This window comes from Kribbella jejuensis, from assembly GCF_006715085.1.
Classification (GTDB): Bacteria; Actinomycetota; Actinomycetes; order Propionibacteriales; family Kribbellaceae; genus Kribbella; species Kribbella jejuensis.
The window spans coordinates 392,596-418,504 of the sequence record NZ_VFMM01000002.1 but is presented as its reverse complement, the minus strand read 5'-3'; the positions used below and the strand labels follow the sequence as shown (position 1 = coordinate 418,504).

General features: G+C 68.4%; 26 protein-coding genes. 16 read left to right on the top strand and 10 right to left on the bottom strand.

Going from position 1 to position 25,909, the window contains the following annotated elements; all coding sequences use genetic code 11:
* The first annotated feature begins 20 nt into the window (after positions 1-20).
* Positions 21-683, top strand: coding sequence for a hypothetical protein (locus FB475_RS21945; RefSeq protein WP_141858453.1), 663 nt, complete (start codon positions 21-23; stop codon positions 681-683).
* On the opposite strand, the gene FB475_RS21940 is transcribed toward FB475_RS21945, so the two are convergent.
* The 6 genes from FB475_RS21940 to FB475_RS21915 form a co-directional block, all read right to left on the bottom strand.
* Entirely contained in the window at positions 680-1,954 is a 1,275-nt protein-coding gene (locus FB475_RS21940; RefSeq protein ID WP_141858452.1) for a thymidine phosphorylase, read from the bottom strand. The genes FB475_RS21945 and FB475_RS21940 overlap by 4 nt on opposite strands.
* A complete protein-coding gene (locus FB475_RS21935) occupies positions 1,954-2,361 on the bottom strand; it encodes a cytidine deaminase (RefSeq protein ID WP_141858451.1) in 408 nt (135 codons plus the stop codon). Before FB475_RS21935 ends, FB475_RS21940 begins: the two co-directional genes overlap by 1 nt.
* Positions 2,339-3,640 carry an ABC transporter permease gene (locus tag FB475_RS21930; protein WP_141858450.1) on the bottom strand — a complete coding sequence of 434 codons (1,302 nt, stop codon included), beginning with the start codon at positions 3,638-3,640 and terminating at the stop codon, positions 2,339-2,341. Before FB475_RS21930 ends, FB475_RS21935 begins: the two co-directional genes overlap by 23 nt.
* A complete protein-coding gene (locus tag FB475_RS21925; protein ID WP_141858449.1) occupies positions 3,637-4,836 on the bottom strand; it encodes an ABC transporter permease in 1,200 nt (399 codons plus the stop codon). Before FB475_RS21925 ends, FB475_RS21930 begins: the two co-directional genes overlap by 4 nt.
* A 14-nt stretch (positions 4,837-4,850) precedes the next feature.
* Positions 4,851-6,401, bottom strand: coding sequence for an ABC transporter ATP-binding protein (locus FB475_RS21920; RefSeq protein ID WP_141858448.1), 1,551 nt, complete (start codon positions 6,399-6,401; stop codon positions 4,851-4,853).
* A 93-nt stretch (positions 6,402-6,494) separates the two neighbouring features.
* Positions 6,495-7,574, bottom strand: coding sequence for a BMP family lipoprotein (locus FB475_RS21915; protein ID WP_141858447.1), 1,080 nt, complete (start codon positions 7,572-7,574; stop codon positions 6,495-6,497).
* 268 nt (positions 7,575-7,842) lie between these two features.
* On the opposite strand from FB475_RS21915, the gene FB475_RS21910 reads away from it, so the two are divergent.
* The 3 genes from FB475_RS21910 to FB475_RS21900 are packed head-to-tail and all read left to right on the top strand — an operon-like array spanning position 7,843 to position 9,733.
* A complete protein-coding gene (locus FB475_RS21910; protein WP_141858446.1) occupies positions 7,843-9,024 on the top strand; it encodes an amidohydrolase in 1,182 nt (393 codons plus the stop codon).
* A 47-nt stretch (positions 9,025-9,071) separates the two neighbouring features.
* Entirely contained in the window at positions 9,072-9,356 is a 285-nt protein-coding gene (locus tag FB475_RS21905; protein WP_141858445.1) for a hypothetical protein, read from the top strand.
* Complete coding sequence (locus FB475_RS21900; protein ID WP_141858444.1) at positions 9,353-9,733, top strand: PIN domain-containing protein; 381 nt, start codon at positions 9,353-9,355, stop codon at positions 9,731-9,733. Before FB475_RS21905 ends, FB475_RS21900 begins: the two co-directional genes overlap by 4 nt.
* Positions 9,734-9,747: 14 nt before the next feature.
* Here the strand turns inward: FB475_RS21900 and FB475_RS21895 are convergent, their stop codons facing one another.
* Positions 9,748-11,322, bottom strand: a complete 1,575-nt coding sequence (locus FB475_RS21895) for an acyl-CoA mutase large subunit family protein (protein WP_141858443.1) — start codon at positions 11,320-11,322, stop codon at positions 9,748-9,750.
* 115 nt (positions 11,323-11,437) lie between these two features.
* On the opposite strand from FB475_RS21895, the gene FB475_RS21890 reads away from it, so the two are divergent.
* Positions 11,438-11,668 carry an AbrB/MazE/SpoVT family DNA-binding domain-containing protein gene (locus FB475_RS21890; protein WP_141858442.1) on the top strand — a complete coding sequence of 77 codons (231 nt, stop codon included), beginning with the start codon at positions 11,438-11,440 and terminating at the stop codon, positions 11,666-11,668.
* Entirely contained in the window at positions 11,655-12,089 is a 435-nt protein-coding gene (locus FB475_RS21885; protein ID WP_141858441.1) for a type II toxin-antitoxin system VapC family toxin, read from the top strand. Before FB475_RS21890 ends, FB475_RS21885 begins: the two co-directional genes overlap by 14 nt.
* 127 nt (positions 12,090-12,216) lie before the next feature.
* Here the strand turns inward: FB475_RS21885 and FB475_RS21880 are convergent, their stop codons facing one another.
* Positions 12,217-12,909 (bottom strand): response regulator transcription factor, encoded by a 693-nt coding sequence (locus FB475_RS21880; protein WP_141858440.1) that lies wholly within the window; start codon positions 12,907-12,909, stop codon positions 12,217-12,219.
* Entirely contained in the window at positions 12,906-14,528 is a 1,623-nt protein-coding gene (locus tag FB475_RS21875) for an ATP-binding protein (protein ID WP_141858439.1), read from the bottom strand. Before FB475_RS21875 ends, FB475_RS21880 begins: the two co-directional genes overlap by 4 nt.
* Before the next feature lie 159 nt (positions 14,529-14,687).
* On the opposite strand from FB475_RS21875, the gene FB475_RS21870 reads away from it, so the two are divergent.
* From FB475_RS21870 to FB475_RS21850, 5 genes are all read left to right on the top strand, one after another.
* Complete coding sequence (locus tag FB475_RS21870; RefSeq protein WP_141858438.1) at positions 14,688-15,494, top strand: ABC transporter ATP-binding protein; 807 nt, start codon at positions 14,688-14,690, stop codon at positions 15,492-15,494.
* Positions 15,491-16,321 (top strand): ABC transporter permease, encoded by an 831-nt coding sequence (locus tag FB475_RS21865; protein ID WP_141858437.1) that lies wholly within the window; start codon positions 15,491-15,493, stop codon positions 16,319-16,321. The genes FB475_RS21870 and FB475_RS21865 overlap by 4 nt, the downstream gene beginning before the upstream one ends.
* A gap of 26 nt (positions 16,322-16,347) precedes the next feature.
* Positions 16,348-17,415 carry an ABC transporter substrate-binding protein gene (locus FB475_RS21860; RefSeq protein WP_141858436.1) on the top strand — a complete coding sequence of 356 codons (1,068 nt, stop codon included), beginning with the start codon at positions 16,348-16,350 and terminating at the stop codon, positions 17,413-17,415.
* A gap of 124 nt (positions 17,416-17,539) precedes the next feature.
* A complete protein-coding gene (locus tag FB475_RS21855) occupies positions 17,540-18,664 on the top strand; it encodes a glycosyltransferase family 4 protein (RefSeq protein WP_202878469.1) in 1,125 nt (374 codons plus the stop codon).
* A complete protein-coding gene (locus FB475_RS21850; RefSeq protein WP_141858435.1) occupies positions 18,661-19,860 on the top strand; it encodes a glycosyltransferase in 1,200 nt (399 codons plus the stop codon). The genes FB475_RS21855 and FB475_RS21850 overlap by 4 nt, the downstream gene beginning before the upstream one ends.
* A 108-nt stretch (positions 19,861-19,968) precedes the next feature.
* Here the strand turns inward: FB475_RS21850 and FB475_RS21845 are convergent, their stop codons facing one another.
* A complete protein-coding gene (locus tag FB475_RS21845; RefSeq protein ID WP_238332329.1) occupies positions 19,969-20,802 on the bottom strand; it encodes an MBL fold metallo-hydrolase in 834 nt (277 codons plus the stop codon).
* Between the two features lie 189 nt (positions 20,803-20,991).
* Between FB475_RS21845 and sdhC the strand changes: the two genes are divergently transcribed.
* The 5 genes from sdhC (at position 20,992) to FB475_RS21820 (ending at position 25,498) form a co-directional block, all read left to right on the top strand.
* Positions 20,992-21,369 carry a succinate dehydrogenase, cytochrome b556 subunit gene (gene sdhC / locus FB475_RS21840; protein WP_141858434.1) on the top strand — a complete coding sequence of 126 codons (378 nt, stop codon included), beginning with the start codon at positions 20,992-20,994 and terminating at the stop codon, positions 21,367-21,369.
* Position 21,370: 1 nt separating this feature from the next.
* On the top strand, positions 21,371-21,799 hold the full coding sequence (locus FB475_RS21835) for a succinate dehydrogenase hydrophobic membrane anchor subunit (RefSeq protein ID WP_141858433.1): 429 nt from the start codon (positions 21,371-21,373) through the stop codon (positions 21,797-21,799).
* Between the two features lie 9 nt (positions 21,800-21,808).
* Complete coding sequence (sdhA, locus tag FB475_RS21830; RefSeq protein WP_141858432.1) at positions 21,809-23,551, top strand: succinate dehydrogenase flavoprotein subunit; 1,743 nt, start codon at positions 21,809-21,811, stop codon at positions 23,549-23,551.
* Entirely contained in the window at positions 23,551-24,255 is a 705-nt protein-coding gene (locus FB475_RS21825; RefSeq protein WP_141858431.1) for a succinate dehydrogenase iron-sulfur subunit, read from the top strand. Before sdhA ends, FB475_RS21825 begins: the two co-directional genes overlap by 1 nt.
* A gap of 130 nt (positions 24,256-24,385) precedes the next feature.
* Positions 24,386-25,498: a WD40/YVTN/BNR-like repeat-containing protein gene (locus FB475_RS21820; protein WP_141858430.1), complete on the top strand. Its 1,113-nt coding sequence runs from the start codon at positions 24,386-24,388 to the stop codon at positions 25,496-25,498.
* The last annotated feature ends 411 nt before the right edge of the window (positions 25,499-25,909 follow it).

Genomic DNA, 25,909 nt, shown 5'->3' with positions numbered 1-25,909 from the left:
CCTCTGTTGGTATCGGTCCCGTGAAGCGGAATGCTGCGGGCGTTGCCGTTCTGGTAACCGGGCTGCTGCTGGCTGTTACCGCCTGCGGGTCCGAGGACGGTACGTCGGCGAGTGCTGCCCCGACCCCGGCCGCGAAACACTCGGAACTGAACGGTACGGCGGATCGGTCGCCGCAGAGCAGCCTCGCCGCACTGGTCGCGCTCCCCCGCGGGTACGTCGCCGACACCCGCAACGGCACCGGTGCGTTCACCGCGACGACGTACCTGAACAACTGGTCCGCCGACCCCGCGCTGGACCGTGCGCTCCTGCTCAACGCGAACTTCGTCGAGGGCTACCGGGCGACCCGGCTCAGCCCCGACAAGAAGAAGCGCTTCACCGTCCAACTGTTCAAGACCGGCTCGGCCGCCAAGGCCCTGACGCTCCAGAACGGTCTCTGGACCCAGGACGACCACAGCCACCCGTTCAATCTTCCGGGCGCCCTCTCCGACGCCCGGGTCGAGTACGACGGCGCCTCCGACCAATCGGTCGCCGTCGCCGAGGCCACCCTCGCCATCGGCCCGATCGTCATAGAACTCTCCATCCACGAGCCCGCCCCCCTCGGCACAACCCTCACGCCGGACACGAAACTGATCACCGCGCTGGCCAAAGAACAACGCACCCGCCTGACCGCAACCGCCAACTAGCCGATCCGGTCGATGACCAGGGGGCCCGGTTCGTAGGAATCCGCGACCGCCACCGCGTCCGTGAGCGACTCGAGGGCGCGTTCGATCCGGGACGGGTCGTCGGTGTGCAAGGTGAGGAGCGGTTGGCCTGCTTGGATGTGGTCGCCTGGTTTGGCGTGGAGTTCGACGCCGGCCACTGCGGACACCGGGTCCTCCTTGCGGGCGCGGCCGGCGCCGAGGCGCCATGCGGCCACACCTACCGCGAGGGCGTCCAGCTTGGACAGGACGCCGGAGGCGGGGGCCGGTACGACGTGTTGCTCGGGAGCGATCGGTAGATCGGCCGACGGGTCGCCGCCCTGGGCGGAGATCATCGCGCGCCAGACGTCCATCGCCGTACCGTCGCGGAGCTTCTCGGCCGGGTCGACGTCGGTGACGCCGGCCGCGGTGAGCATCTCGGTGGCGAGGGCGAGGGTCAGTTCGATCACGTCGGCGGGGCCGCCACCGGACAGAACCTCGACGGATTCGCGGACTTCCAGGGCGTTTCCGGCGGTCAGACCGAGCGGTACGGACATGTCGGTGAGCAGGGCAACGGTCTTCACCCCGGCATCCGTGCCCAGGGCAACCATCGTCTCGGCCAGTTCGCGGGCGTCGGCGAGGTCCTTCATGAACGCGCCGGAGCCGACCTTCACGTCGAGCACCAGCGCGCCGGTGCCCTCGGCAATCTTCTTGCTCATGATCGAGCTGGCGATCAGCGGGATCGCCTCGACGGTGCCGGTCACGTCGCGCAGCGCGTACAGCTTCTTGTCGGCGGGCGCCAGGCCGTCTCCGGCCGCGCCGATCACGGCGCCGACCTCTTCCAACTGCTGCATCAGCTCGTCGTTCGACAGCGCGGCACGCCAGCCGGGGATCGACTCCAGCTTGTCCAGGGTGCCGCCGGTGTGGCCGAGGCCGCGGCCGGACAGCTGCGGTACGGCGACCCCGCAGGCGGCGACCAACGGTGCCAGCGGCAACGTGATCTTGTCGCCGACGCCGCCGGTCGAGTGCTTGTCCGCGGTCGGGCGGGACAGCTTGGAGAAGTTCATCCGTTCGCCGGACGCGATCATCGCGGCGGTCCAACGGGCGATCTCGCGCCGGTTCATCCCGTTCAGCAGGATCGCCATCGCGAGCGCTGACATCTGCTCGTCGGCGACGTCACCCTTGGTGTAGCTGTCGATCACCCAGTCGATCGCGCCGTCGCTCAGCTCGCCCCGGTCCCGCTTGGTCCGGATCACATCCACCGCGTCGAAACTCATTACTCCTCCAGAAACTCGGGGCCGAACGCGTCCGGCAGCAGCTCGCGCAACGGCCGGATCCCGGTCGCCGTCTCGACCAGCAACCCCGGCCCACCGTTCTCGTGCAACAGCTGCCGGCAGCGTCCACACGGCGTCAACAGGTGCTCATGCCGATCGACACAGGTGAACGCCACCAACCGCCCACCCCCGGTCCGGTGCAACTCCGACACCAGCCCGCACTCCGCACACAACGTCAACCCGTACGAAGCATTCTCCACATTGCACCCAGCAACAACCCGCCCATCATCCACATACGCCGCCGCCCCCACCGGAAACCCGGAGTACGGCGCGTACGCCCGGTGCATCACCTCAACGGCAACCGCCCGCAGCGCCGGCCAGTCGATCTCATTCGGTGACGTAGGGTTCACCGTCGGCCTTCGGTGCTCGGACGCGGCCGACGAGCCCGGCGACCGCGATGATGGTGGCCAGGTACGGCGCCATCAGCAGGAGTTGGCCGGGGATCGGGGTTTGGATGATCTGGAGCTGGGACTGCAGCTGGGTGGCGAAGCCGAAGAACAGGGCGGCTACTGTCGCGCCGATCGGGTGCCAGCGGCCCATGATGAGGGCGGCCAGGGCGATGAAGCCGTTGCCGGCGGTCATCTCCTTGCTGAACGAACCGGCGTACCCGACGGTGAAGAACGCACCGCCCAGACCGGCGAGGATGCCGGCCGTGAGGACCGCGGAGTACCGGATCCGCTTGACCTTGATGCCGACCGTGTCAGCCGCCTTCGGGTGCTCGCCGACCGCGCGGATCCGCAGGCCCCAACGGGTCTCGAAGAGGACGAACGTGACCACCGCGACCGCGATGTACATCAGGTACACCAGGATCGTCTGGTTGAACAGGATCGGCCCGATGAACGGGATGTCGCCCAGCCCCGGGATCTTGATCGCGGACAGCACCTTCGGGGTGTTCAGCTTGTCCGCGTCACTCTGCAGGAACTGATCGAACAGGAACCCGGTGATACCGGTCGCGAACACCACGAGTACGACGCCGAGCACGACCTGGTTGACCAGGTACTTGATCGAGAACACCGCCAGCAGCGCCGCCATCACCACGCCGCTCGCGGCCGCGGCGATCAACGCCGCAGCCCCGCTGCCCGTCGTACTCGACACGATCGCCGCGGTGAACGCGCCGACCAGGAACTGCCCCTCGATCGCGATGTTGATGACACCGGCGCGCTCGCACATCACCCCGGCCAGCGCGCCGAGGATCAGCGGCGTCGCGAAGTTCAGCGTGCCCTGGAACTGGTTCGCCAGCGGGAACGTCTTGCCGGCCGCTGCCCAGCACAGGAACGCGCCGATGAAGCAGATCCCCAGCGCGGCGGCCAGCCACCCGGCGTACCGCTGCGGAACAAGGCGCCGCACCGAGGGCAGCACGTACGCGACCGCGGCGGCGACACCCAGCACCCCGAGGATCAGCCCGACCGCCTGCGCGGGCAGCCCGAGCAGGTTGTGCTGCAGGTCGCCCGACACCAGCTGGAAGGTTGCCTTGCCGCTCTTGGTGAAGATTGCCAGCCCGAGGCCGATCAGCGCGAACACCACCATCACGCCACCGACGCGCTGCCGGCGGGTCCGCTCGGCCGGTCCTTCGATGATTTGTGGCTTCGCCGGTGCCGCAGGTGCGGCGTCCGGTGTCGTGTCCGTCATCCGTTCCAGCCTTTCGCGAGGACGGCGCCGGCGCCGCGTTCCTTCGGCAGGAACCGGAAGACCGAGCGCACCAGCGCCGGAGCCGCGACGAACAGCACGATCACGGCCTGCAGGACAGTGGTCAGGGTCAGCGGCGTCTGGGTGATCAGCTGCATCTGCAGGCCGCCCGCGTTCAGCGCGCCGAACAGCAGGCCGGCCAGTACGGTGCCGAGCGGCGTCCCGCGGCCGAGCAGCGCGACCGTGATCGCGTCGAACCCGACCGAGGCCGCGACGCCGTCGGTCAGCGGCAGATCGGTACCGAGCACCTGCTGCGTCCCGGCCAGACCGGCGAGCGCCCCCGCGACCAGCATCGCGATCACGTACGCCTTACCGACCGACATGCCGGCCGTCCGGGAGGCGTCCGCGTTCGCACCGACGGCGCGCAGCTCGAAACCGATCGTCGAGCGGTTCAGCAGCCACCACACGAACACCGCGGCCGCCAGCGCGAGCAGGAAGCCGATGTGCAGCCGGGTGTCGCCGAACTTCGGGAACTGCGCGTTCTTGTCCACGATCGGCGAGATCGGGTCGGTCCGCCCGGGCCGCCGGAACGTCGACGTGGTGAGCAGCCAGGACAGCAGGTAGAGCGCGACGTAGTTCAGCATGATCGTCACGATCACCTCGTGCGCCCCGGTCCGCGCCTTCAGCAGGCCGACCACGCCGCCCCAGATCGCGCCGCCGACCAGGCCGGCGACCAGTGCGACGATCAGGTGCAGTACCGGCGGCAGGTGCCAGGCGAACCCGACGTACCCGGCCAGGATCGCGCCCGCGATCAGCTGGCCCTGGGCGCCGATGTTGAACAACCCGGTCCGGAACGCCAGCGACACCGCGAGGCCGCCGCAGATCAGTGGTGTTGCCTGGGTCAACGACTCCGAGATCGGCGTGATGCCGCCGAACGCACCGACCGCGAGTGCCTTGTACGCCTCGCCGACCGCGCTCGCGGCCGCCGAGAAGGTGTCGCCCGGCGCGGCACCGAAGTACCCGACCGCGGTCTGCACCTGCTTGTCGCCGACGATGATCAGGATCGCCCCGACCACCAGCGCCAGTACGATCGCGCTCAGCGAGACCAGGCCTTGGATCGCCCAGGACGGCATGCCGGAGCGTTGTTGCGGGGCCTTCGCCGGCACCGGGGCCGGCGCGGTTTCAGTCTCTGTGCTCATTTCCTCGGGGCTCATCAGATGGTTCCCAACGTGGTCGGGTGTTCGATCGCCTCGTCGTGTGCCTGGGACCGCGAGGCGCCGGCCATCATCAGGCCCAGTTCGTCCCGCGGCGTGCCGGACGGTACGACGCCGACCACCTTGCCCCGGTACATCACCGCGATCCGGTCCGCCAGCGCGGCGATCTCGTCGAGTTCGGTGGACACGATCAGCACCGCCGTACCGTTGTCGCGCTCCTGCACGATCCGGTTGTGCAGGAACTCGATCGAGCCGACGTCGACGCCGCGGGTCGGCTGCGAGGCGACCAGCAGCTTCAGCGGGCGGGACAGTTCGCGGGCCAGCACGACCTTCTGCTGGTTGCCGCCGGACAGCGACGACACGGTCAGGTCGATGCTCTGGGTGCGGATGTCGAACTCCTCGACCCGGGCGGTCGCGTTCTTGTCGATCTCGTCGGTGCGCAGCGCCACGCCGTTGCCGAACGGCGCCTTCCGGAACAGGTCGAGGACCAGGTTCTCCGCGACGGTGAACGAGCCGACGAAGCCGTCGTGCGCGCGGTCCTCGGGTACGTACCCGATACCGGCCTCGAGCCGGTGCCGGGTCGACCTGGTGGTCAGTTCCTGGCCGTCGAGCGAGATCGATCCGGCCGCGATCGGGGTCAGCCCGAGCAGCGCCTCGGCGAGCTCGGTCTGGCCGTTGCCCTGGACACCGGCCACCGCGAGGATCTCGCCGGCCCGGACCTCGAGGTCCACGTCGTCGACGGCGGTGAACCCACGCTCGTCGATGACGGTCAGCCCTGCGACCCGCAGCACGGTGTCCTTCGGCTGGGCCGGCTCCTTGTCCACGACCAGGTCGACCGCGCGGCCGACCATCATCTCGGCCAGGCCTTCCTCGGTCTCCGACGGCTCGGCCTGGCCGACCACCTTGCCGCGCCGGATCACGGTGATCTTGTCCGCGATCGCCTTGACCTCTTTGAGCTTGTGGGTGATGAAGACGATCGACGTACCGTTCTCCTTGAGCTGGCGCATCACGGCGATCAGCTCGTCGATCTCGGCCGGGGTCAGTACGGCGGTCGGCTCGTCCAGGATCAGTACGCTGGCGTCGTTGGCCAGCGCCTTGATGATCTCCACCCGCTGCTGGACGCCGACCGGGATGTCCTCGACCAGGGCGTCGGGGTCGACCTCGAACCCATACCGGTCGGACAGCTCGGTGACCAGGTTGTGCGCCTTCTTCCGGTCCAGTACGCCGCCGGCGCGGGTGTTCTCCCGGCCGAGCATGATGTTCTCGGCGACGGTGAACACCGGGACCAGCATGAAGTGCTGGTGCACCATGCCGATGCCGTGCCGGATCGCGTCGCTGGGCGAGGTGATCTTGACCTTCTCGCCGTCGATCAGGATCTCGCCCGAGTCGGGCTGCAGCAGCCCGTAGAGCATGTTCATCAGGGTGCTCTTGCCGGCCCCGTTCTCACCGAGCAGGCAGTGGATCTCGCCCGGCTCGATCACCAGGTCGATGTGGTCGTTGGCAACCAGCGAGCCGAAACTCTTGGTCAGCCCGGAGAGCTCGAGATGCATGCGCAGCCTTCCCTTCAGACGGCGAGCCAGGAAGGCGGGACCTTGTGGGTCTGCCTACCTGGCTCGCACCGTACTACGCAATTGTGTGCCGGATCAGGACGCCTTGGGCTGAACCTTCGACTCGATCACGATCTTGCCGCTGATGATGTCGCCCTTGATCGTGTCCAGCTCGGACTTCACGTCCGCCGGGATCTTGCTGTCGAAGTCGTGGAACGGCGCGATCGCCGTACCGCCGTTCTGCAGCGTGCCGGTGAACTGGGTGTTGTCGAACTTGTTGTCGACGACCGACTCGACCGCGTCCTTCACGGCCACGTCCATGCCCTTCTCGACGCTGCTCAGCAGGGTCGAGCAGTATTCCGCGGCGCTCACGCAACCGTCGGTGTCGACCCAGATCGCGTTCACCTTGCCGTTGCTGGCCTTGGCCGCCTGCAGACCGCCCAGACCCGACGGGCCCGCGACCGGGAACAGGATGTCCGCGCCCTGGGTGATCAGGTTCTGCGCGTTGTTCTGGCCCTTCGCCTTGTCCTCGAAGTCGCCGGTGAACAGGCCCTTCTGCTTCTGGTCGTCCCAGCCGAGCACCTGGACGTTCTTGCTCTTCTGCTGGTTGTAGTACCGCACGCCCTGGGCGAAGCCGTCCATGAAGATCGTCACGGTCGGGATCTGCAGACCGCCGAACGTACCGACCTTGCCGGACTTCGTCATCGCGGCGGCCAGGTAGCCGGCCTGGAAGCTGGACTGCGCGGTGTTGAACAGCAGCGGCTTCAGGTTCGCGATCGGGGCCTTGGGTGCGGAGTCGACGATCGCGAACTTGATGTCCGGGTTCGCCTTGGCGGCCGCCTCGGTGGCGTCCTCGAGCTTGAAGCCGACGGCCACGATGACGTTGCACTTGGCACTGACCATCGCGGTCATGTTGGTCGTGTAGTCGTTGTCGGACTTCGACTCGGCCTTGACCTCGGTGAGGCCCTTCTCCTTGACCGCGTCCTGCAGACCCTTGTACGAGGTCTGGTTGAACGACTTGTCGTCGAAGCCCCCGGAGTCGGAGACCATGCAGGCCTTGAAGTTCTTGTTGGCGCTGCCGCCGCTCGAGCTGTTGTCGGTCGGCTTGCTGCCACAAGCGGCCACGGCGAGCGTCAGTACGCCCACGATCGCCGTTCCCCGCACGTACTTCTTCACCGGACGTCTCCTTCGTCGACCAGAATCCTTGACCCGGCACGCCTTGGCTGGTTCTCGGCCCCCACGTGCCATCCGCAGACTATAGGGCGCGGTCCGTCTTTCTTTGAACGTCAAGCAGGCCTCGATACCGGAAAGTGACCGGCGTTTCCGTCACATTTCGACAACTTCTCCGGCGCGGTCACAGGCTGCGGTGCCTGGGTCACGGTGCGCACGCTCCGTGGCGAGGTTCACCGTGCGTGGTCGCCGCGCCGGGTGACACAATCGCCGGATGAGTCATCAGTTGCTGGTCGCGGACGTTCTGGCCCGGGTCGAGGCGGTACGCGAGGACATGGTCGCCGTACGCCGCGACCTGCACGCGCACCCCGAGCTCGGGTGGCACGAGGTCCGGACGACCGAACTGATCGAGAAGCAACTGGTCCGCGCCGGGCTGTCCCCGCGGGTCCTGCCGACCGGGACCGGACTGATCTGTGACATCGGCTCGGGCGACACCTGCGTCGCGCTGCGGGCGGACATCGACGCGCTGCCGGTACCGGACGGGGTGGACGCGGCCTGGCGGTCGACGATCGACGGCGTGGCGCACGCGTGCGGTCACGACGTACACACGTCCGCGCTGCTCGGGGCGAGCCTGGTGCTGGCTGGGATGGCGCGGGACGGGCAGCTGGATCGGCGGGTCCGGGTGATCTTCCAGCCGGCCGAGGAGATCATGCCCGGCGGTGCGCTCGGCGTGATCGCGGCCGGTGGGCTGGACGGCGTACGGCGTATCTACGGGCTGCACTGCGATCCGAGGTTGCAGGTGGGACAGATCGGGCTGCGGGTCGGGGCTTTGACAGCCGCCGCGGACAAGCTCCTGGTGCGGCTGAACGGGCCGGGCGGCCACACGTCCCGTCCGCATCTCACCGCCGACCTCGTCTACGCGCTCGCGACCCTGGTCTCGGCGCTGCCCGCCGCGCTCTCGCGCCGGGTGGACCCGCGCGCCGGGATGTCCCTCGTCTGGGGCCGCATCACGTCCGGGTCGGCCGCCAACGCGATTCCGTCCCGGGGCGAGGCCGAGGGCACGCTGCGCTGCCTCGACGCCAACGCGTGGCGCCTGGCGGAGGAGATCATCCCGACGCTGGCCGAGCAGATTATCGCGCCGTACGGCGTTGAGGTGGACACCGAGCTCACGCACGGAGTGCCTCCGGTGATGAACGACGCGACCGCGATCGGCGTGTTGCAGAACGCCGTCCACCAGACCCTCGGCTCCAGCGCCGTCGCGCAGACGGACCAGAGCCTCGGCGGCGAGGACTTCGCCTGGTACCTGGAACACGTCCCCGGCGCGATGGCCCGCCTCGGCGTCCGCCCACCCACTCAGGAGTCGGCCGCGGACCTCCACACCCCCGGCTTCAACCCCTCCGAAGAAGCCATCGGCCTGGGCATCACCATCCTCACCTCGACCGCCCTCCTGGACTAATGGAGATTTACTGGCCCCCGATGGTGGGACTTGAGTAGGATGATGGTGTGACTGACAAGGACAAGCTCTCCGTGACCGTGGATCCGGATGTTGCGGCCGCGGCCCGTGCTGCTGTGTCCTCGGGGCGGGCAGGCAGTGTCAGCGCCTGGGTGAACGAAGCTCTGCATCGTCAGGTCGATCACGAACGCCGGCTGAACGGGCTGGAGCGTTTCCTCGCCGCGTACGAGTCGGAGCACGGCACCATCACCGAAGCGGAGATGGCCGACGCGGTCCGAGCTGCTCGGGCCGGAGCAACTGTTGTCCGAGGCAAGCGTTCGCACGGCGCCGCATGACGTTGATCTTCGACGCCGGCGCCTTTGTTGCCGCCGAGCGTGGCGATCGCCAGGTGATGGCACTCCTGAAGGCCGAGTTGCTGGCCGGGCGGACGCCGGTCACTCACGGCGGCGTGGTGGGCCAGATCTGGCGAGGTGGCCAGGGGCGTCAAGCGCCGGTCGCCCGGCTCCTCGACGGCGTGGAGGTAGTACCGCTCGACGATGAACTCGGGCGGCACGCGGGCGTACTGCTCAAGCACACAGGCGGGCGCGATGTCATCGACGCCGCCGTCGTTCTGCTGGCACGCGACGGTGACACGATCCTCACCTCGGATCCCGGTGACTTGACGGCCCTGGCAGCCGAAGCCGACATCCACCTGGACCTCGTGACCGTCTGACCAAAGGGTGGCCTTCAGAACGTGTCGGCGGGGACGTAGACGCCCCAGACTTCTCTCAGGGTGTTGCAGACTTCGCCCACGGTGGCTTGGGCTTTGAGCGCTGCTTTCATCGGGTACAGGCAGTTTTCGTTGCCCTGGGCAGCCTTTTTGAGTTCGGCGAGGGTTTCGTCGACCAGTGCCTGGTTGCGCTTGGCGCGGAGGGCGGCCAGGCGGGCCACCTGCTGCGCCTCGATGGCGGGGTCCACGCGAAGCGGCTCGTACGGCTCCTCCTCGGCGATCTTGAACTTGTTCATGCCGACGACGACCCGCTCGGCGGAGTCGATCTGCTGGGCGATCCGGTACGCCGAGCGTTCGATCTCCTGCTTCTGGAAACCTTGCTCGATCGCAGCCACCGCGCCGCCGTACTCCTCGACCTGGTCCATCAGCTCGACCGCGGCGGCCTCGACCTCGTCCGTCAGGGACTCGACGACGTACGACCCGGCGAAGGGGTCGACCGTCGCGGTGACGTCGGTCTCGTAGGCCAGCACCTGCTGCGTGCGGAGCGCGAGCCGGGCGGCCTTCTCGGTGGGGAGCGCGATCGCCTCGTCGTACGAGTTCGTGTGCAGCGACTGGGTGCCGCCGAGGACCGCGGCCAGGCCCTGGATGGCGACCCGGACAAGGTTGACCTCGGGCTGCTGCGCGGTCAACTGGACGCCGGCCGTCTGGGTGTGGAAGCGCAGCATCAGCGACTTCGGGTTCTTTGCGCCGAACACGTCACGCATCACCCGCGCCCAGATCCGCCGCGCGGCCCGGAACTTCGCGACCTCTTCGAGCAGCGTGGTCCGGGCGACGAAGAAGAACGACAGCCGCGGCGCGAACTCGTCCACGTCCAGGCCCGACGCGAGCGCGGCGCGCACGTACGCGATCCCGTTCGCCAGCGTGAACGCGATCTCCTGCGCGGGCGTCGCGCCGGCCTCGGCCATGTGGTAGCCGGAGATCGAGATCGTGTTCCAGCGCGGCAGTTCGGCCTTGCAGTACGCGAAGATGTCGCTGATCAGCCGCAGCGACTCCTTCGGCGGATAGATGTAGGTGCCGCGGGCGATGTACTCCTTCAGTACGTCGTTCTGGATCGTGCCGGTGAGCTTGTCGCCGGCCACGCCCTGCTCCTCGGCGACCAACTGGTACAGCAGCAGCAGGACGGATCCCGGTGCGTTGATCGTCATCGAGGTGGACACCTGGTCCAGCGGGATCTTGTCGAACAGCACCCGCATGTCGTCGATCGAGTCGATCGCCACGCCGACCTTGCCGACCTCGCCGTGCGCGATCGGCGCGTCGGAGTCGTACCCCATCTGGGTCGGCAGGTCGAACGCGACGGACAGTCCCATCGTGCCGTGGTCGATCAGCTGGTGGTACCGCTGGTTCGACTCGGCCGCGGTCCCGAACCCGGCGTACTGCCGCATCGTCCACGGGCGCTGCGTGTACATCGTCGGGTACACGCCCCGGGTGTACGGGTACTCGCCCGGCTCCCCGAGCTTGCTCGCCGGATCGAACCCGTCCAACGGCCCGTACACCGGCGCGAACTCGAACCCCGACTCGCTGCGATGACTCATCCCCCCACCGTATTCCGAACCAGCACCCCACTGGTATGCACGGACTCCGTGACATCCAGCACCTCGGACCGCGGTACGATTCCTACAGGTTGGATTCCTACTGAGGAGGTGGCCGATGAAGCTCCGCCCGAAGGGACAGCTGACCGTGCCGGTGGAGATCCGCGAGCACCTGGGACTGCACGAGGGCGATGAGGTGGAGTTCGTGGTCCGTGGGAACGCGGTACAGCTGGTCCGCGTGAAGTCCGACCGGTCGCACGGCCGGCGAGCCGCCGCACGACTGCGCGGTCGGGGTAGCAGCGGAATGAGCACCGACGAGATCATGGAGCTGTTGCGTGGCGAGGAATGACCTCTCGCTCGTCCGGCCCCCGACAACACTCGTCGATGCCTGCGTCATCCTCGACCTGACCACCGACGACCCGAAGTGGGCCGACTGGTCGGAGGATGCGCTCACCCGGGCAGGCGACGAGGGACCACTCGTGATCAACCCCATCGTGTACGCCGAGGTATCCGTCGACTTCGGCTCCATCGAGGAGCTCGACGAAGTGCTGAACGACGCCGAGCTGCGACGCGAACCGTTGCCCTTCGATGCGGGCTTCCTGGCCGGGAAGGCGTACGTCGCCTACCGCCGCCGCGGGGGATCTCGCCGTTCACCACTCGCGGACTTCTACATCGGAGCCCACGCCGCGATCGCCGGCCACCGCCTCCTCACCCGCGACGCCAAGCGCTACCTCACCTACTTCCCCACCGTCCCCCTCATCGCCCCCTGAGCCCACCGTCACCGGATCGGCAGGTCGCGTTGGCACGCCAGGGCTTGGGGCGACAGGTGCTCGTCCGGATCACCCGCCAGATCGGTGAGGGTATCGGCGAGCCAACCGAACACAGCCTCGGTGCGGGTCAGCGGCGACGGGCCGAATAGCGGTGTTCGGGGCGGCCGGTGGCGCCGTAGGCGAGGTCGAGGTCGAGCAGGCCGCGCTGGACCAGGATCGCCAGGTAGCGCTGGGCCGTCGGGCGGCTGACGCCGAGAGCTTCCGCGACGTCGGCCGCGCTGATGGCCGTCGCGGCGCCGGACACGGTGTCGAGCACGCGTGCCATCGTGGCCGGCAGCCGGCGCCGTTGGCGGGCGTCGGCGGCCGGTGAGCGGAGCATGCTGTACAGCGTGTCGACGGTGTCCTGGTCGGCCTCCCGCGCCTCGCTGAGCCGCAGCCGCCAGTGCTGGTACGCCTCGAGCTGTTCCCGCAGCGCCGGGAACGCGAACGGCTTCACCAGGTAGTAGATCGCGCCGAGCTGGATCGCCGCGCGGACCGACTCGATGTCGCGGGCCGCGGTGATCAGGATGAAGTCCGGTACGCCGGTCCCTGACGATCCTGTCGACTCGGCCGCCAACTGGCGGACGAGGTCGAGACCGGTCCGGTCCGGGAGGTACATGTCGAGCAGCAACAGGTCCGGCCGGCGCGAGACAACCAGGTCGTGTGCCTCGGCCGCCGAATGCGCCTCGCCGACGACGTCGAACCCTGGCACCTTCGCGACGCTCCGGGCGTGCGCGTGCGCGACGTGGAAGTCGTCGTCGACGACCAGCGTCCGGATCACGACACCGTCTCCTTCGCCCGGCTGTGCAGCGGCAGCCGCACTTCGAACCGCGCCCCTCCCGGCGACGTCACGCTGATCGTCCCACCGGCCCGCCGTACCAGCCGGTGTACGAGCGCAAGGCCGACCCCGCGCCGCATCCCACCGGCCCGCGGTTCCTTGGTGGAGTAGCCGTCCACGAACACGTCGTCCAGCCGCTCGGCCGGAATCCCCGGGCCGGTGTCGGCAACCACCAGGTGGACGTCGGTCGTACTGCCGTCCAGTTCGACGGTGACCCGGCCGCGGGGATGGGCCGACGTCGGGGCAGCGGAGACGGCATCGATCGCGTTGTCGATCAGGTTGCCGAGGACCGTCAGCAATGGCGTGTAGTCGAGGTCCGCGGCGGGCAACTCGCTGCCGGCCGCGAGCCGCACCTCGACGTCCCGCTCGGCAGCCACCGTCGTCTTCGCGATCAGCAGCGCCGCGACCACCGGCGGCGCGATCCGGGACCGTACGACATCGGCGGCCAGCGAGGACTGCCCGATCACCTGCTCGGCGTACGCCGTGGCCTCCTCGACCTCGCCGATCCCGAGCAGCACCGACAGCACGTGCAGGCGATTCGAGTACTCGTGTTCCTGCGCCCGCAACGCCGTGGTCAGCGCCTCCACGGAGTCGAGCTGGCGGACCAGGGCCTCGAGCTCGGTGCGGTCGCGAATCGTCACCACCCAGCCCGCGTTGCGGCCGGCAACGATCACCGGCATCCGGTTCAGCACCAGCAGATTGTTGTCGGTGACAACGACCACGTCACTGCCCTCGACCGCGCCCGACAACAGGTCGCGCAGTCTCCCGGGCGGGACCAGCTCCTCGAGCCGTTGACCCAGCTGCGCGCCGCGCAGCTCGAGCAGCCGGCGGGCCTCGTCGTTCAGCACGTTCACCCGGCCGCCCGGGTCGAACGCGATCACGCCTTCCCGGATGCCGTGCAGCATCGCCTCGCGTTCCTGCACCATTGCGACGATCTCCGCGGGTTCGAGGCCGAACGTGACCCGCTTGATCGCCCGCGCCAGGATCAGCGACGCCGCGACCCCGATCGCGAGCACCAGCGCGGTGTAGAAGACGACCGGCCAGACCACCTGGCTGACCCGGGCCGAGACATCGCTCTCCCGGATGCCGACCGAGACCTCGCCGATCGGCGTACCGGCAGCGTTCCGGACCGGGACCCGCGCATTCGCCGACCGGCCCAGGCTGCCGATGTCGACCCCGGTGTGCACCCGGCCGTCGAGCGCCACCACCGGCTCCTCGACCTTCTGGCCGATCAGGGCAGCGATCGGGTGCGTGTACCGCACGCCGTCCGCGCCGATCACGACGACGTACGACGCCCCGGTGTCGGCCACCACCCGGTCGGCGGCGGTCCGCAGCTCGGCGCGCGAGCCGGGATCGGTCATTGCCTGGGCCACCAGCGGCAGATCTGCTACCGAGGTGGCGATGCTCGCGGCCCGTTCCTCGGCGTTGCGGTCGGCCGTCTCCCGCGTCACCGACACGTACAGCGCCAGGCCTGCGGCCATCGTCGCTCCGACGATCGCGAGCACGGCGATCAGGATCCGGGAAGCCAAAGTGGCCCGGTGAAATCGCAACTGAGATCTCATGGCCACCTCCTTCCAGCCGTCCGGCGATCACCCCAGCGTGGCTGAGAAGAACGCACAAAACCACGGCTATCGCGACTAACTTGCGCAACGCGGACAAGGGTTCCAGCCGTTGCCGTCTGCTCCCTAGTGTGACGCCACTCACGACTGAAGGAGCACACCATGACGGCCATCGAGCTACGCGGGGTGACCAAGAGATTCCGCACCGCCGACGGCGGGACCTACACCGCGCTCAAGGACCTGGATCTGACCGTTGCGGACGGCGAGTTCTGTGCGGTCGTCGGTCCGACCGGCTGCGGCAAGTCCACCACCCTGACGCTGGTGTCGGGGCTGGAGCAACCGTCGGCGGGCGAGGTCCTGGTGGACGGCCGCCCGGTGACCGGTATCGCCCCGACGACCGGGTTCGTCTTCCAGCAGGACGCGGTGTTCCCGTGGAAGAGCGTGCTGGACAACGTCGCCGCGGGACCGCTGTTCCGCGGTACGCCGAAGGCCGATGCCCGGACGCAGGCCAGGGACTGGCTTCGCCGGGTCGGCCTGGCGGGCTTCGAGGACCGGTACCCGCACCAACTGTCCGGCGGGATGCGTAAGCGGGTAGCGCTGGCGCAGTCATTGATCAACCAGCCCCGGATCCTGTTGATGGACGAGCCGTTCAGCGCCCTCGACGTGCAGACCCGCGCGATCATGTCGACCGAACTGTTGTCGTTGTGGGACCAGACGAAGCCTGCCGTCGTGTTCGTCACGCACGACCTGGAAGAGGCGATCGCGCTCGCCGACAAGGTCGTCGTACTGACGGCAGGACCGGGCACGGTGAAGGCGGAGTTCACCATCGACCTGCCGCGGCCGCGAGTCGTGCAGGAAATCCGCTTCGATCCGCAGTTCGTCGCACTGTACGGGCACATCTGGGAGGCGTTGCGCGCCGAGGTCGCGGAGGCGTACGCCCGCAGTACCGCGATCGGGGTGGCGGCATGAGCCCCCGGAGCACCCGGAGGGGTTGGACGCCGCGCCGCCGGCTGGTCCTGGGGCTGCGGATCGGCGTCCTGGTGCTGTGGCTCGGCGGCTGGGAACTGGCCGCCCGGACCAAGCTGATCGACCCGTTCTTCTTCGGTCAGCCCAGTGCGGTGTGGTCGCAGATCGTCACCTGGATCACCCAGGGCACCGCGCAGGGCAGCCTCGGCGAGCAGATCTTCGTCACCATGGAGGAAGCCGTGATCGGCTTCGTCATCGGGGTGCTCGCGGGTGTCGTGGCCGGTATCGCGCTCGGCCGCAGCCGGCTGCTGTCCGACGTACTGGCGCCGTACATCAAGGTGATGAACTCGATCCCGCGGATCGTGCTCGGATCGCTGTTCCTGGTGGCGTTCGGGCTCGGCCTCACCTCGAAGGTGCTGCTGGTGATCGTGCTGGTCTTCTTCGGCGTGTTCTTCAACGCCTTCCAGGGCACCCGCGAGGTCGACCGGAACCTGCTCGCCAACGCGCGGCTGCTCGGCGCGTCCCGCTGGCAGGTCACCCGCCAGGTCGTGCTGCCGTCGGCCTTCACCTGGATCCTCGCCAGCCTGCACGTCAGCTTCGGCTTCGCGATCATCGGCGCGATCGTCGGCGAGTTCCTCGGCGCCGAACGCGGCCTCGGAATGCTGATCAAGACGGCCCAAGGCAACTTCAACCAGAGCGGCGTGCTCGCCTGCATGGTGCTGATGGCCGTGGTCGCGCTGCTGGCCGAATTCCTGATCACCCGGCTGGAGCGGCGGCTGCTGCGCTGGCGCCCGGCGCAGCTCGGCGACGCCGACCTCGCCGCGGTCTGAACCACCCATCACAGAAGGAGAAAGTCATGAGAACACGTACCGCGGTGGTCATCTCGATCGCGTGCGCCGTCACCCTCGGGATCGCTGGTTGTGCCAACAATGCGCAGGGCGGATCCGGGCAGGTGGTCGCCGGATCGAGCAGCAGTGCCAGTGGCGAGAAGGTCACGATCATGGTCGGTGGACTGGACAAGCAGATCTACCTGCCGTTCATGCTGGCCAAGCAGCTCGGCTACTACGACAAGGCCGGCGTGAACGTCAGCCTGATCGGCGAGGGCGCCGGTGTCGACGCGACCACCGAGATGATGGCAGGCAAGGTCCAGGGCACCGGCGGGTTCTACGACCACACGATCGCGCTGCGGGCGCAGGACCAGAGCGCCGAGTCGGTCGTCTCGATGCTGCAGGTGCCGGGCGAGGTCGAGCTGTGCCGATCGGACCTGAAGGGGACCGTGAACAGCCCGAAGGACTGGAAGGGCCGGCATCTCGGGATCACCGACGTGGGCTCGTCCACCGACTTCCTGACCCAGTACCTCGGTACGCAGAACGGCATCGACCCGTCGCAGACCACCCGGATCGGCGTCCAGGCGGGCAACACGTTCATCGCCGCCATGCAGCACAAGCAGATCGACTGCGGCATGACCACGGAACCGACCGTCTCGAAGCTGCTCAAGGACAAGACGGCGTACGTCATCGAGGACATGCGGACCGCGGCCGGGGCGAAGAAGTCGCTCGGCGGCACGTATCCGGCGACCTCGCTGTACATGCAGACCAGCTGGGTGCAGGCGCACAAGGACGTCGTACAGAAGCTCGTGAACGCGTACGTCGCGACGCTGAAGTGGATCCAGACGCACACCGCCGCGCAGATCGCCGACATGATGCCGCCGGACTACTACGCGGGGATCGGCAAGGCCGCGTACACAGCCGCGCTGGCCAGCGAGAAGGGCATCTTCAACCCGACCGGCATCATGCCGGCCGACGGGCCGAAGACCTGCCTGGCTGTGCTCGGCGCCTTCAACCCGAAGGTGAAGGGCAAGTCGATCGACCTCAGCAAGACCTACACCAACGAGTTCGTCCAGGCGGCGCAGCCGCTCAGCTGACCCGAGCATCCGCCGGGTGGTCACCGAGTGGCCACCCGGCGGCCCTTGATCCGTCGACAGGGTATCGACGCCGTGTCACGAGAGCGTCGCCCAGGGTTCATGAGCGGTGCGGAACCTTCGAAGTGTGCGAATCGTGATGGTGGCCGAGACCTTCCTGCCGCAGATCAACGGCGTCGCGAACACGGCTCGGCACGTCGCCGACCGGCTCCGCGCCCGCGGGCACGACCTGCTGATCATCGCCCCGGGGCCGGGCCCCGACAGCTACGCCGACGTACCGGTGCTGCGTGCCCGCAGCTTCCGGACGCCGGGCTACAAGGAGTACCCGGTCGGCCTGCCGGATCCGTCGATCGAGCGCGCGATGGCCGACTTCCGTCCGGACCTCGTCCATCTCGCGTCGCCGTTCATCATCGGGGCGTACGGGCTGCGCGCGGCCCGCAGGCTCGGGGTACCGACGGTCGCGATCTTCCAGACCGACATCGCCGGCTTCGCCCGGCAGTACCCCTGGTACGCCGCCGCGGACCGGGGCATCTGGCGCTGGGTGAGCCGCACCCACTCCCGCGCGGACCGCACGCTGGCGCCGTCGACGTCGGCCGTCGACGCGCTCGTACAGCGCGGCGTACCGCGGGTGTACCGGTGGGGCCGTGGCGTGAACCTCGACCTGTTCGACCCGTCGCACCGCGACGCCGAGTGGCGCCGGGAGATCTCGCCCGACGGGAAGCCGATCGTCGGGTACGTCGGCCGGCTCGCCGCGGAGAAGAAGGTCCGGCGGCTCGCCGAGCTGACCGACCTGGACTGCCGGATCGTGATCGTCGGCGACGGCCCGGACCGCGCCGCGCTGGAGAATGCGTTGCCCACGGCAACCTTTCTGGGGATGCGCCGGGGCACCGACCTGGCGTCGATCTTCGCCGGGCTGGACGTGTTCGTGCACACCGGCGAGCACGAGACGTTCTGCCAGACGATCCAAGAGGCGCAGGCATCCGGGGTCGCCACCGTCGGCCCGGCCGCGGGCGGTCCGCTCGACCTGATCCACCCGGGCGAGAACGGCCTGTTGTTCGAACCGGGGCAGCCCGGTTCGCTGCGGGACGCCGTACGGACGCTGCTCGACCACCCGACGGCGCGCGGTCGGATGGCCGCGAACGGACTGGAGCGGGTCCAGTCCCGTACCTGGGCGGCTGTCGTCGACGACTTGGTCGACCGCCACTACGCCGAAGTACTCCGGGACGCCGCGGCCGTACGGCGGGTCGCATGAATGGGCTGAGGATCGCCCAGCTCGCGAACTTCGTGGGGCCGACGTCCGGGGGGATGCGGACCGCGATCGAACACGTCGGGCAGGGGTACGTCGAGGCCGGTGCCGAGCGGATCGTGATCACGCCCGGGGAGAAGGACGTGGTGATCGAGACCGAACTCGGCACGGTCGTCCGGGTGAAGGCGCCGAAGGTGAGCGGCGGGTACCGGCTCATCACCAACCCGTGGACCGTGATCGACATCCTGAAGAAGTTCCGGCCGACCACGGTCGAGATCTCCGACAAGTCGACGCTGCTCCCGGTCGCCCGCTGGGCCCGGCGCAACGACATCGGCACCGTCCTGTTCAGCCACGAGCGTTTGGACGCGATGCTCGCGCTCGGCGCGGCGCGGCCGGGTCAGCTGGGCGGGAACGACGTACTGCGTCCCGGCCGGATGCTCGGCGGGGTCACGCAGCGGTGGGGTGCGGACGGCGTCAAGTACAGCCAACTCGGCGTGGTCGCTACGGTGTCTGCGCTGTACAAGATCCTCGGCCGGACGTACGACGCGGTCGTGGTGACGTCGCGCTACGCCGCGGCCGAGTTCGACGAGGTGACGACACCGCTCGTACGGATCCCGCTCGGGGTCGACCTGGACACGTTCCACCCTTCGCTTGGTCAGCCTGTGGACGACGGCGTACTGAAGCTCGTCCACGCCGGGCGCCTGTCCCGGGAGAAGAGCCCGCACCTCGCGGTAGCCACAGCTGCCGAACTGCACCGCCGCGGCGTCGACCTCCGGATGGACGTGTACGGCACCGGCCCACACCTCGACGAACTGCTGGAGATCGCCGGAGACGCGCCGGTGCACTTCCACGGGTACGTCGACGGCCGCCGTACCCTCGCCAAACACCTCGCCGAAGCCGACATCGCCCTCTCCGTCTGCCCCGGCGAAACCTTCGGCCTCGCCGTCCTCGAAGCCCTCGCGGCCGGCACCCCGGTCGTCACCGCCAACACCGGCGGCGCCCGCGAACTCGTCGACGAAACCTGCGCCCGCTGGGCCCCGGCAAACCCCGCCGACCTCGCCAACGCCGTCCTCGCCCTGACAAACCTCCCCGGCCGCCGCCAAGCAGCCCGCCGCCGAGCCGAGCTCTACACCTGGGACACCTGCGTCCAACGCATGCTCGCCCTCCACAACCGCCTCGCCCAGACCCGCCTCGCGGCCTGAGCTGTACCGAAGGACGGGTAGTGATCCCGTTCAGCGCCCATCGGTGCTGAACGCCGAGCGTGCGCCCAACCCGCTGGTGGCACCACTACCCGTTGGTCGGTACGCGTCTCAGGTCAGGTGGTCGTAGTCGCCGCGGACCCAGGCGGCGTGGCGGTCGGCGGAGCGGCGGACGACGGCTTTGGCGTCGGTGGGGATGGAGGCGCCGAAGTTGTTGTAGAGGCGGTCGTACTCGAACGGGTCGAGGGAGCGGGCTACCCGGTCGACGACCGCGCCGGACAGTGGGATGCGGTTGGGGTAGCTGCGCATGAAGCTGACCGAGGTGCGGTCGGGGTTGGCGAAGATGGTGTCGCCGGAGAGGATCACTCCCTTGCCGTCGGCACCGTTCGCCCAGTGGACCACCGCGCTGCCGGGGAAGTGACCGCCGGGTTGCAGAACGGTCACCCCGGGTAGCGGCGTGAGTTCGCCGGACCAGGTGCGGATCACCGGGTCGTGGCGGGCCACCCACTCCTTGTCCGCCTCCGCGACATAGACAGGAACGTCTCCCAGCCGGTGGCTCCACTCGACCTGGACGCCGTACATGTGCGGGTGACTGGCGATGATCGCGACCACCTCGCCGAGTTCGCGGACCCGGGCGACGGCGTCGTCGTCCAGGTAGCCGATCGGGTCCCAGAGCAGGTTGCCCTCGTTGGTTGTCAACAGCATCGACTGCTGCCCGATCCCGACCGGCGGCTTCGAGCGGATGCCGTACAGGCCGGGCTCCACCTCGTCGATCGTCACCTCGGTACCGGCCAACTCGTCGAGCGTGGTCCAGTGCTGCCCGTCGGCCGGCACCCACTGCCGCTCGTCGTTGCAGATCGCGCACACCTCGACCTGCTCCGAGTGCTCGACGGCACAGGTCGCACAGATCCAGAAACTCACCGTGTTCTTCCCCTCGTCTCTCATGCCCAGCAGTCAACGAACTCAAGTGAAGTTGAAGTCAAGCACGCCGTCGAGGGCCACTCGCCGGTCACGGCGCTGGGCCACCGACGCGACGGATCTCACACCAGGCGGGACATTTCGGCCGGTACGGCGGGACTAGCATCGAACCGACCTGGATTTCGCCAGGTTCTCGGGTCCGATCGGAGGACGGGTTTGCCCAGCAAACCAGCCGGCACGCTCTACCGCGGCCGGGAGGGTATGTGGTCATGGGTCGCGCACCGGATCACCGGTGTCGGGATCTTCTTCTTCCTGCTGGTGCACGTGCTGGACACCGCGCTGGTCCGCGTCTCCCCGCACGCGTACAACGAGGTCATCGGCACCTACAAGAACCCGGTGGTCGGCCTGCTCGAGGTCGGCCTGGTGGCCGCGATCCTGTTCCACGCGTTCAACGGCATCCGGCTGATCCTGGTGGACTTCTGGGCCAAGGGCCCGCGCTACCAGCGGCAGCTGATGATCGGCGTGCTGGTGCTCTGGGTGGTGCTGTTCGTGCCGTTCGTCATCCGTCACCTCTCGCACGTCTTCGGAGGCTGAGATGACCGACATCGCCGCACCCCGCAGTAGCTCCGGCCGCCGGCTGGGCCGGACCAACTTCGAGCTGTACAGCTGGCTGTTCATGCGGCTGTCCGGGCTCGCCCTGGTGATCCTGGTGCTCGGCCACCTGTTCGTGAACCTGATGCTCGGCGGCGGGATCACCGCGCTGGACTTCGGCTTCGTGGCCGGCAAGTGGGCCAACCCGCTCTGGCAGGTCTGGGACCTGCTGATGCTGTGGCTGGCAATGCTGCACGGCACCAACGGCCTGCGCACGATCATCAACGACTACGCCGAGAAGGACCAGACCCGGTTCTGGCTCAAGGCCCTGCTGATCACCGCCGCGATCGTGATCGTGGTGCTCGGCACCCTGGTGATCTTCACCTTCGACCCCTGCCTCGACCCCAACTCCACGTTGTCGGTCTGCAAATAAAGGATCTTGATGCAGCAGCACCAGTACGACGTCATCATCGTCGGCGCGGGCGGCGCCGGGATGCGCGCCGCGCTCGAGTCGAGCAAGCGCACCCGGACCGCGGTACTGACCAAGCTCTACCCGACCCGGTCGCACACCGGCGCGGCCCAGGGCGGCATGTGCGCCGCGCTGGCCAACGTCGAGGAGGACAACTGGGAGTGGCACACCTTCGACACGGTCAAGGGTGGTGACTTCCTGGTCGACCAGGACGCGGCCGAGGTGATGTGCAAGGAGGCCGTCGACGCGGTTCTCGACCTCGAGAAGATGGGCCTGCCGTTCAACCGGACCGCCGAGGGCAAGATCGACCAGCGGTTCTTCGGTGGGCACACCCGCAACCACGGCGAGGCCGTCGTACGGCGTTCGTGCTTCGCGGCCGACCGTACCGGTCACATGATCCTGCAGACGCTGTACCAGCAGTGCATCAAGCAGAACGTCGAGTTCTTCAACGAGTACTACGTTCTCGACCTGCTGATGACCGACGGCAAGGCGAGCGGCGTGGTCGCGTACGAGCTGGCCACCGGCGAGCTGCACGTGTTCTCCGCCAAGTCGGTGATCTTCGCGTCCGGCGGTTTCGGCAAGGTGTTCCGGACCACGTCCAACGCGCACACCCTGACCGGTGACGGCATGGGCATCGTCTGGCGCAAGGGCCTGCCGCTGGAGGACATGGAGTTCTTCCAGTTCCACCCGACCGGCCTGGCGGGTCTCGGCGTACTGCTGTCGGAGGCGGCCCGTGGCGAGGGCGGCATCCTGCGGAACAAGGACAACGAACGCTTCATGGAGCGGTACGCGCCGACCGTGAAGGACCTGGCGCCGCGGGACATGGTCGCGCGCGCGATGGCGAACGAGGTCCGCGAGGGCCGCGGCTGCGGTCCGGACGGCGCCTACGTGATGCTCGACCTGACCCACCTGGAGCCCGCGCACATCGACGCGAAGCTGCCGGACATCACCGAGTTCGCGCGGACCTACCTGGGCGTGGAGCCGTACACCGAGCAGATCCCGGTGTTCCCGACCGCGCACTACGCGATGGGCGGCATCCCGACCAACATCCGCGGCGAGGCCCTGGCCAACAACGACGACGTGATCCCGGGCCTGTACGCCGCGGGTGAGGTCGCCTGCGTGTCCGTCCACGGCGCGAACCGGCTGGGGACGAACTCGCTGCTGGACATCAACGTGTTCGGCCGGCGGGCCGGGATCGCGGCGGCGGAGTACGCCGAGACCGCGTCGTTCGAGGAGCTGCCCGAGGACCCGGCGGCGTACGTCGTCGACCTCGTCGAAGGGCTGCGGAACTCGACCGGTGACGAGCGGATCGCCGCGATCCGGTCCGACCTGCAGGCGACGATGGACCTGAACGCGCAGGTGTACCGGACCGAGGGCTCGCTGAAGCAGGCGCTCACCGACATCGAGGCGCTCAAGCTGCGCTATGCGAACGTCGCCGTGCAGGACAAGGGCAAGCGGTTCAACACCGACCTGCTCGAGGCCGTCGAGCTGGGCTTCCTGATCGACCTGGCCGAGGTCCTGGTGGTGGGCGCGCTGGCACGTAAGGAGTCCCGCGGCGGGCACTTCCGCGAGGACTACGACAAGCGCGACGACGTCAACTTCATGCGGCACACGATGGCCTACCGCGAGGTCGATGCCGACGGCGCCGTGAACATCCGGCTGGACTACAAGCCGGTCGTGCAGACCCGCTACAAGCCGATGGAGCGCAAGTACTGATGGACGTGAAGGTCAAGATCCTCCGGTACAACCCCGAGGTGACAGCCGAGGCGGAGTGGAAGACGTACTCCGTCACGCTGCAGCCGACCGACCGGGTGCTGGACGCGCTGCACAAGATCAAGTGGGAGCAGGACGGTACGCTGACGTTCCGGCGGTCCTGCGCGCACGGCGTCTGCGGTTCGGACGCGATGCGGATCAACGGCCGGAACCGGCTGGCCTGCAAGACGCTGATCAAGGACCTGAACCCGGACAAGGAGATCACCGTCGAGCCGATCAAGGGGCTCGCGGTGCTCAAGGACCTGGTCGTCGACATGGACCCGTTCTTCGAGGCGTACCGCTCGGTGATGCCGTTCCTGGTCACCAGCGGCCACGAGCCGACCCGGGAGCGGATCCAGTCGCAGGCCGACCGGGACCGCTTCGACGACACCACCAAGTGCATCCTGTGCGCGGCGTGTACGACGTCCTGCCCGGTGTTCTGGTCCGACGGGCAGTACTTCGGCCCGCAGGCGATCGTCGGCGCGCACCGGTTCATCTTCGACAGCCGGGACGAGGGCACCGAGCAGCGGCTGGAGATCCTGAACGACAAGGAAGGTGTCTGGCGCTGCCGGACCACCTTCAACTGCACCGAGGCCTGCCCGCGCGGCATCGAGGTCACCAAGGCGATCCAGGAAGTCAAACGAGCGCTCATTTTCCGCCGCGTGTAAGCCTGCTCCTGACTCCCTGTAAGATTCTGCCGCCGACCTGACCCTGCCTGGCGGGGGAGATCTCTGCCCTTGGGGGGTGACAGTGGAGCCACGCCTGCGCGAATTCTCCGACCGCTTCTACCGTCGCCTGGTGGAGCTGCTGGAGCGCTGCGGGCTCCCCCGGAGCATGCCGCCGGTGCTGGTCGTCGGCGTACTAGCGGCGCTGACGTCGATCGTGCTCGCCGTACTCCACCTGTCCGCGCCGGGACCGGTCGCGGACAAGCCGATCGTGGTCGAACCGGCCGCTGTCGGCGCACCCGGCACCACCGTGGTGACCTCGAAGCGCGCCCAGGTGCTGTCGATCACGATGGTCACCCGGAACCGCTGGGCGGCCGGCTGGTCGGACTGCACCAGCGGCCCGACCTGCAAGTACGCCGCGGTGGTCGACCGGGACGGCTCGCGCGCGACCGCGCCGGAGTGGCCGGTGCCGTACGTGACGCTGCGGTCCGGTACCGAGGCGATCGCGATCGCGCCGCCGCCGGAGGGCACGCTCGAGGGCGGCGCGACGATGATGTACCGGCTGACGTACGACGGACCGCTGCTGACCAAGCTCCGGTACCGGCTGCCGACCACGACGTTCGGCAAGAACGAGGTGCTCAGCGACCAGATCGTGCCGGGCCGGATCGTCGTGGTGGACCCGGAGGACTCGACGGTCCGGATGCTCGAGGGCCGCGGTACTCGGTCGCCGGTGTGTGACGGGACCGGGCGGTGCTGGATGCTGACCGGTATCGGGCGCACAGACATCGTCTGGACCGACGACGGCGGGCAGACCTGGGGCTCGCGCTCGCTCGACACCCACAACCAGCTCGGCCGGCTCGCCGTCAGCCCCGATGGCAAGACGCTGCTGACCACGCAGGTCGCCGTCACCGCCACCGGGCAGGCCGTGGCGAAGATGGAGATCTCCACCGACCGCGGCGCCAACTGGAAGACCGTACAGAACCCGCCGCCGAGCCTGGACGTGCCACCGCTGGCGCTCGACGACGGTACGGCGCTGATGCTCGGCGGTGCCGTCGGCGCCCGGCCGCGGCTGTACCGGATCCAGGACGGGTCCGCGAAGCTCCTCGACGCCAATCCGGGCGACCTCGCCGACCTCGAGGGTGACGAGAAGCTGATGTACGGCTTCGAGGTGCCGCGCCGCCGCACGACAGAGGTCGTCCTGAGCACCGACGGCGGCAACACCTGGTCGAAGTTCGCGCCCCGTTAGTTCAAATGGGACGCGAGGCAGGCGAGGTAGACAACGGAAGAACAGAAGATAAAGAAAAAAGAGAGATTAGAGTGGTTGCTGGCTTTATCGGGTAGGCGGGGGTTTGCCTGGTGACTTCTGAATAGCCGCTAAGTCAGTCGTTGGTGAATCAGTGGCTTGGCACGAGCAAGTCGTGGATCGGCGTCGAGGACTCGTCGAGTACGACGTACTGATGTGACCGGGTGAGCTTCAGTTGGTAGCGCTCCCTGGCGGGTCGACCCGCTCGGATCCAGAAGCGGTGGGTCGCCTCGATGTCGTTCCACAGCTTTCTACCTCGGCGAGCACCAAGAGGCTGTGGACTTGGCGAGGGCTGCCGCGCTCGGAGCAGGCGGCCAAGCCACGCCCCGGATCCGAGCGATGTACGCGGCTATG

What these genes read in the sequence shown, in the direction of transcription:
- FB475_RS21835 (WP_141858433.1), top strand. Translation starts at nt 21,371, where the DNA reads ATGACCGACATCGCCGCACCCCGCAGTAGCTCCGGCCGCCGGCTGGGC.
- FB475_RS21845 (WP_238332329.1), bottom strand. Translation starts at nt 20,802, where the DNA reads ATGAGAGACGAGGGGAAGAACACGGTGAGTTTCTGGATCTGTGCGACC.
- FB475_RS21925 (WP_141858449.1), bottom strand. Translation starts at nt 4,836, where the DNA reads ATGAGCACAGAGACTGAAACCGCGCCGGCCCCGGTGCCGGCGAAGGCC.
- FB475_RS21920 (WP_141858448.1), bottom strand. Translation starts at nt 6,401, where the DNA reads ATGCATCTCGAGCTCTCCGGGCTGACCAAGAGTTTCGGCTCGCTGGTT.
- FB475_RS21895 (WP_141858443.1), bottom strand. Translation starts at nt 11,322, where the DNA reads ATGAGTCATCGCAGCGAGTCGGGGTTCGAGTTCGCGCCGGTGTACGGG.
- FB475_RS21875 (WP_141858439.1), bottom strand. Translation starts at nt 14,528, where the DNA reads ATGAGATCTCAGTTGCGATTTCACCGGGCCACTTTGGCTTCCCGGATC.
- FB475_RS21910 (WP_141858446.1), top strand. Translation starts at nt 7,843, where the DNA reads ATGAGTCATCAGTTGCTGGTCGCGGACGTTCTGGCCCGGGTCGAGGCG.
- FB475_RS21860 (WP_141858436.1), top strand. Translation starts at nt 16,348, where the DNA reads ATGAGAACACGTACCGCGGTGGTCATCTCGATCGCGTGCGCCGTCACC.
- FB475_RS21850 (WP_141858435.1), top strand. Translation starts at nt 18,661, where the DNA reads ATGAATGGGCTGAGGATCGCCCAGCTCGCGAACTTCGTGGGGCCGACG.
- FB475_RS21890 (WP_141858442.1), top strand. Translation starts at nt 11,438, where the DNA reads ATGAAGCTCCGCCCGAAGGGACAGCTGACCGTGCCGGTGGAGATCCGC.
- FB475_RS21930 (WP_141858450.1), bottom strand. Translation starts at nt 3,640, where the DNA reads ATGACGGACACGACACCGGACGCCGCACCTGCGGCACCGGCGAAGCCA.
- sdhA (WP_141858432.1), top strand. Translation starts at nt 21,809, where the DNA reads ATGCAGCAGCACCAGTACGACGTCATCATCGTCGGCGCGGGCGGCGCC.
- FB475_RS21865 (WP_141858437.1), top strand. Translation starts at nt 15,491, where the DNA reads ATGAGCCCCCGGAGCACCCGGAGGGGTTGGACGCCGCGCCGCCGGCTG.
- FB475_RS21900 (WP_141858444.1), top strand. Translation starts at nt 9,353, where the DNA reads ATGACGTTGATCTTCGACGCCGGCGCCTTTGTTGCCGCCGAGCGTGGC.
- FB475_RS21940 (WP_141858452.1), bottom strand. Translation starts at nt 1,954, where the DNA reads ATGAGTTTCGACGCGGTGGATGTGATCCGGACCAAGCGGGACCGGGGC.
- FB475_RS21825 (WP_141858431.1), top strand. Translation starts at nt 23,551, where the DNA reads ATGGACGTGAAGGTCAAGATCCTCCGGTACAACCCCGAGGTGACAGCC.
- FB475_RS21870 (WP_141858438.1), top strand. Translation starts at nt 14,688, where the DNA reads ATGACGGCCATCGAGCTACGCGGGGTGACCAAGAGATTCCGCACCGCC.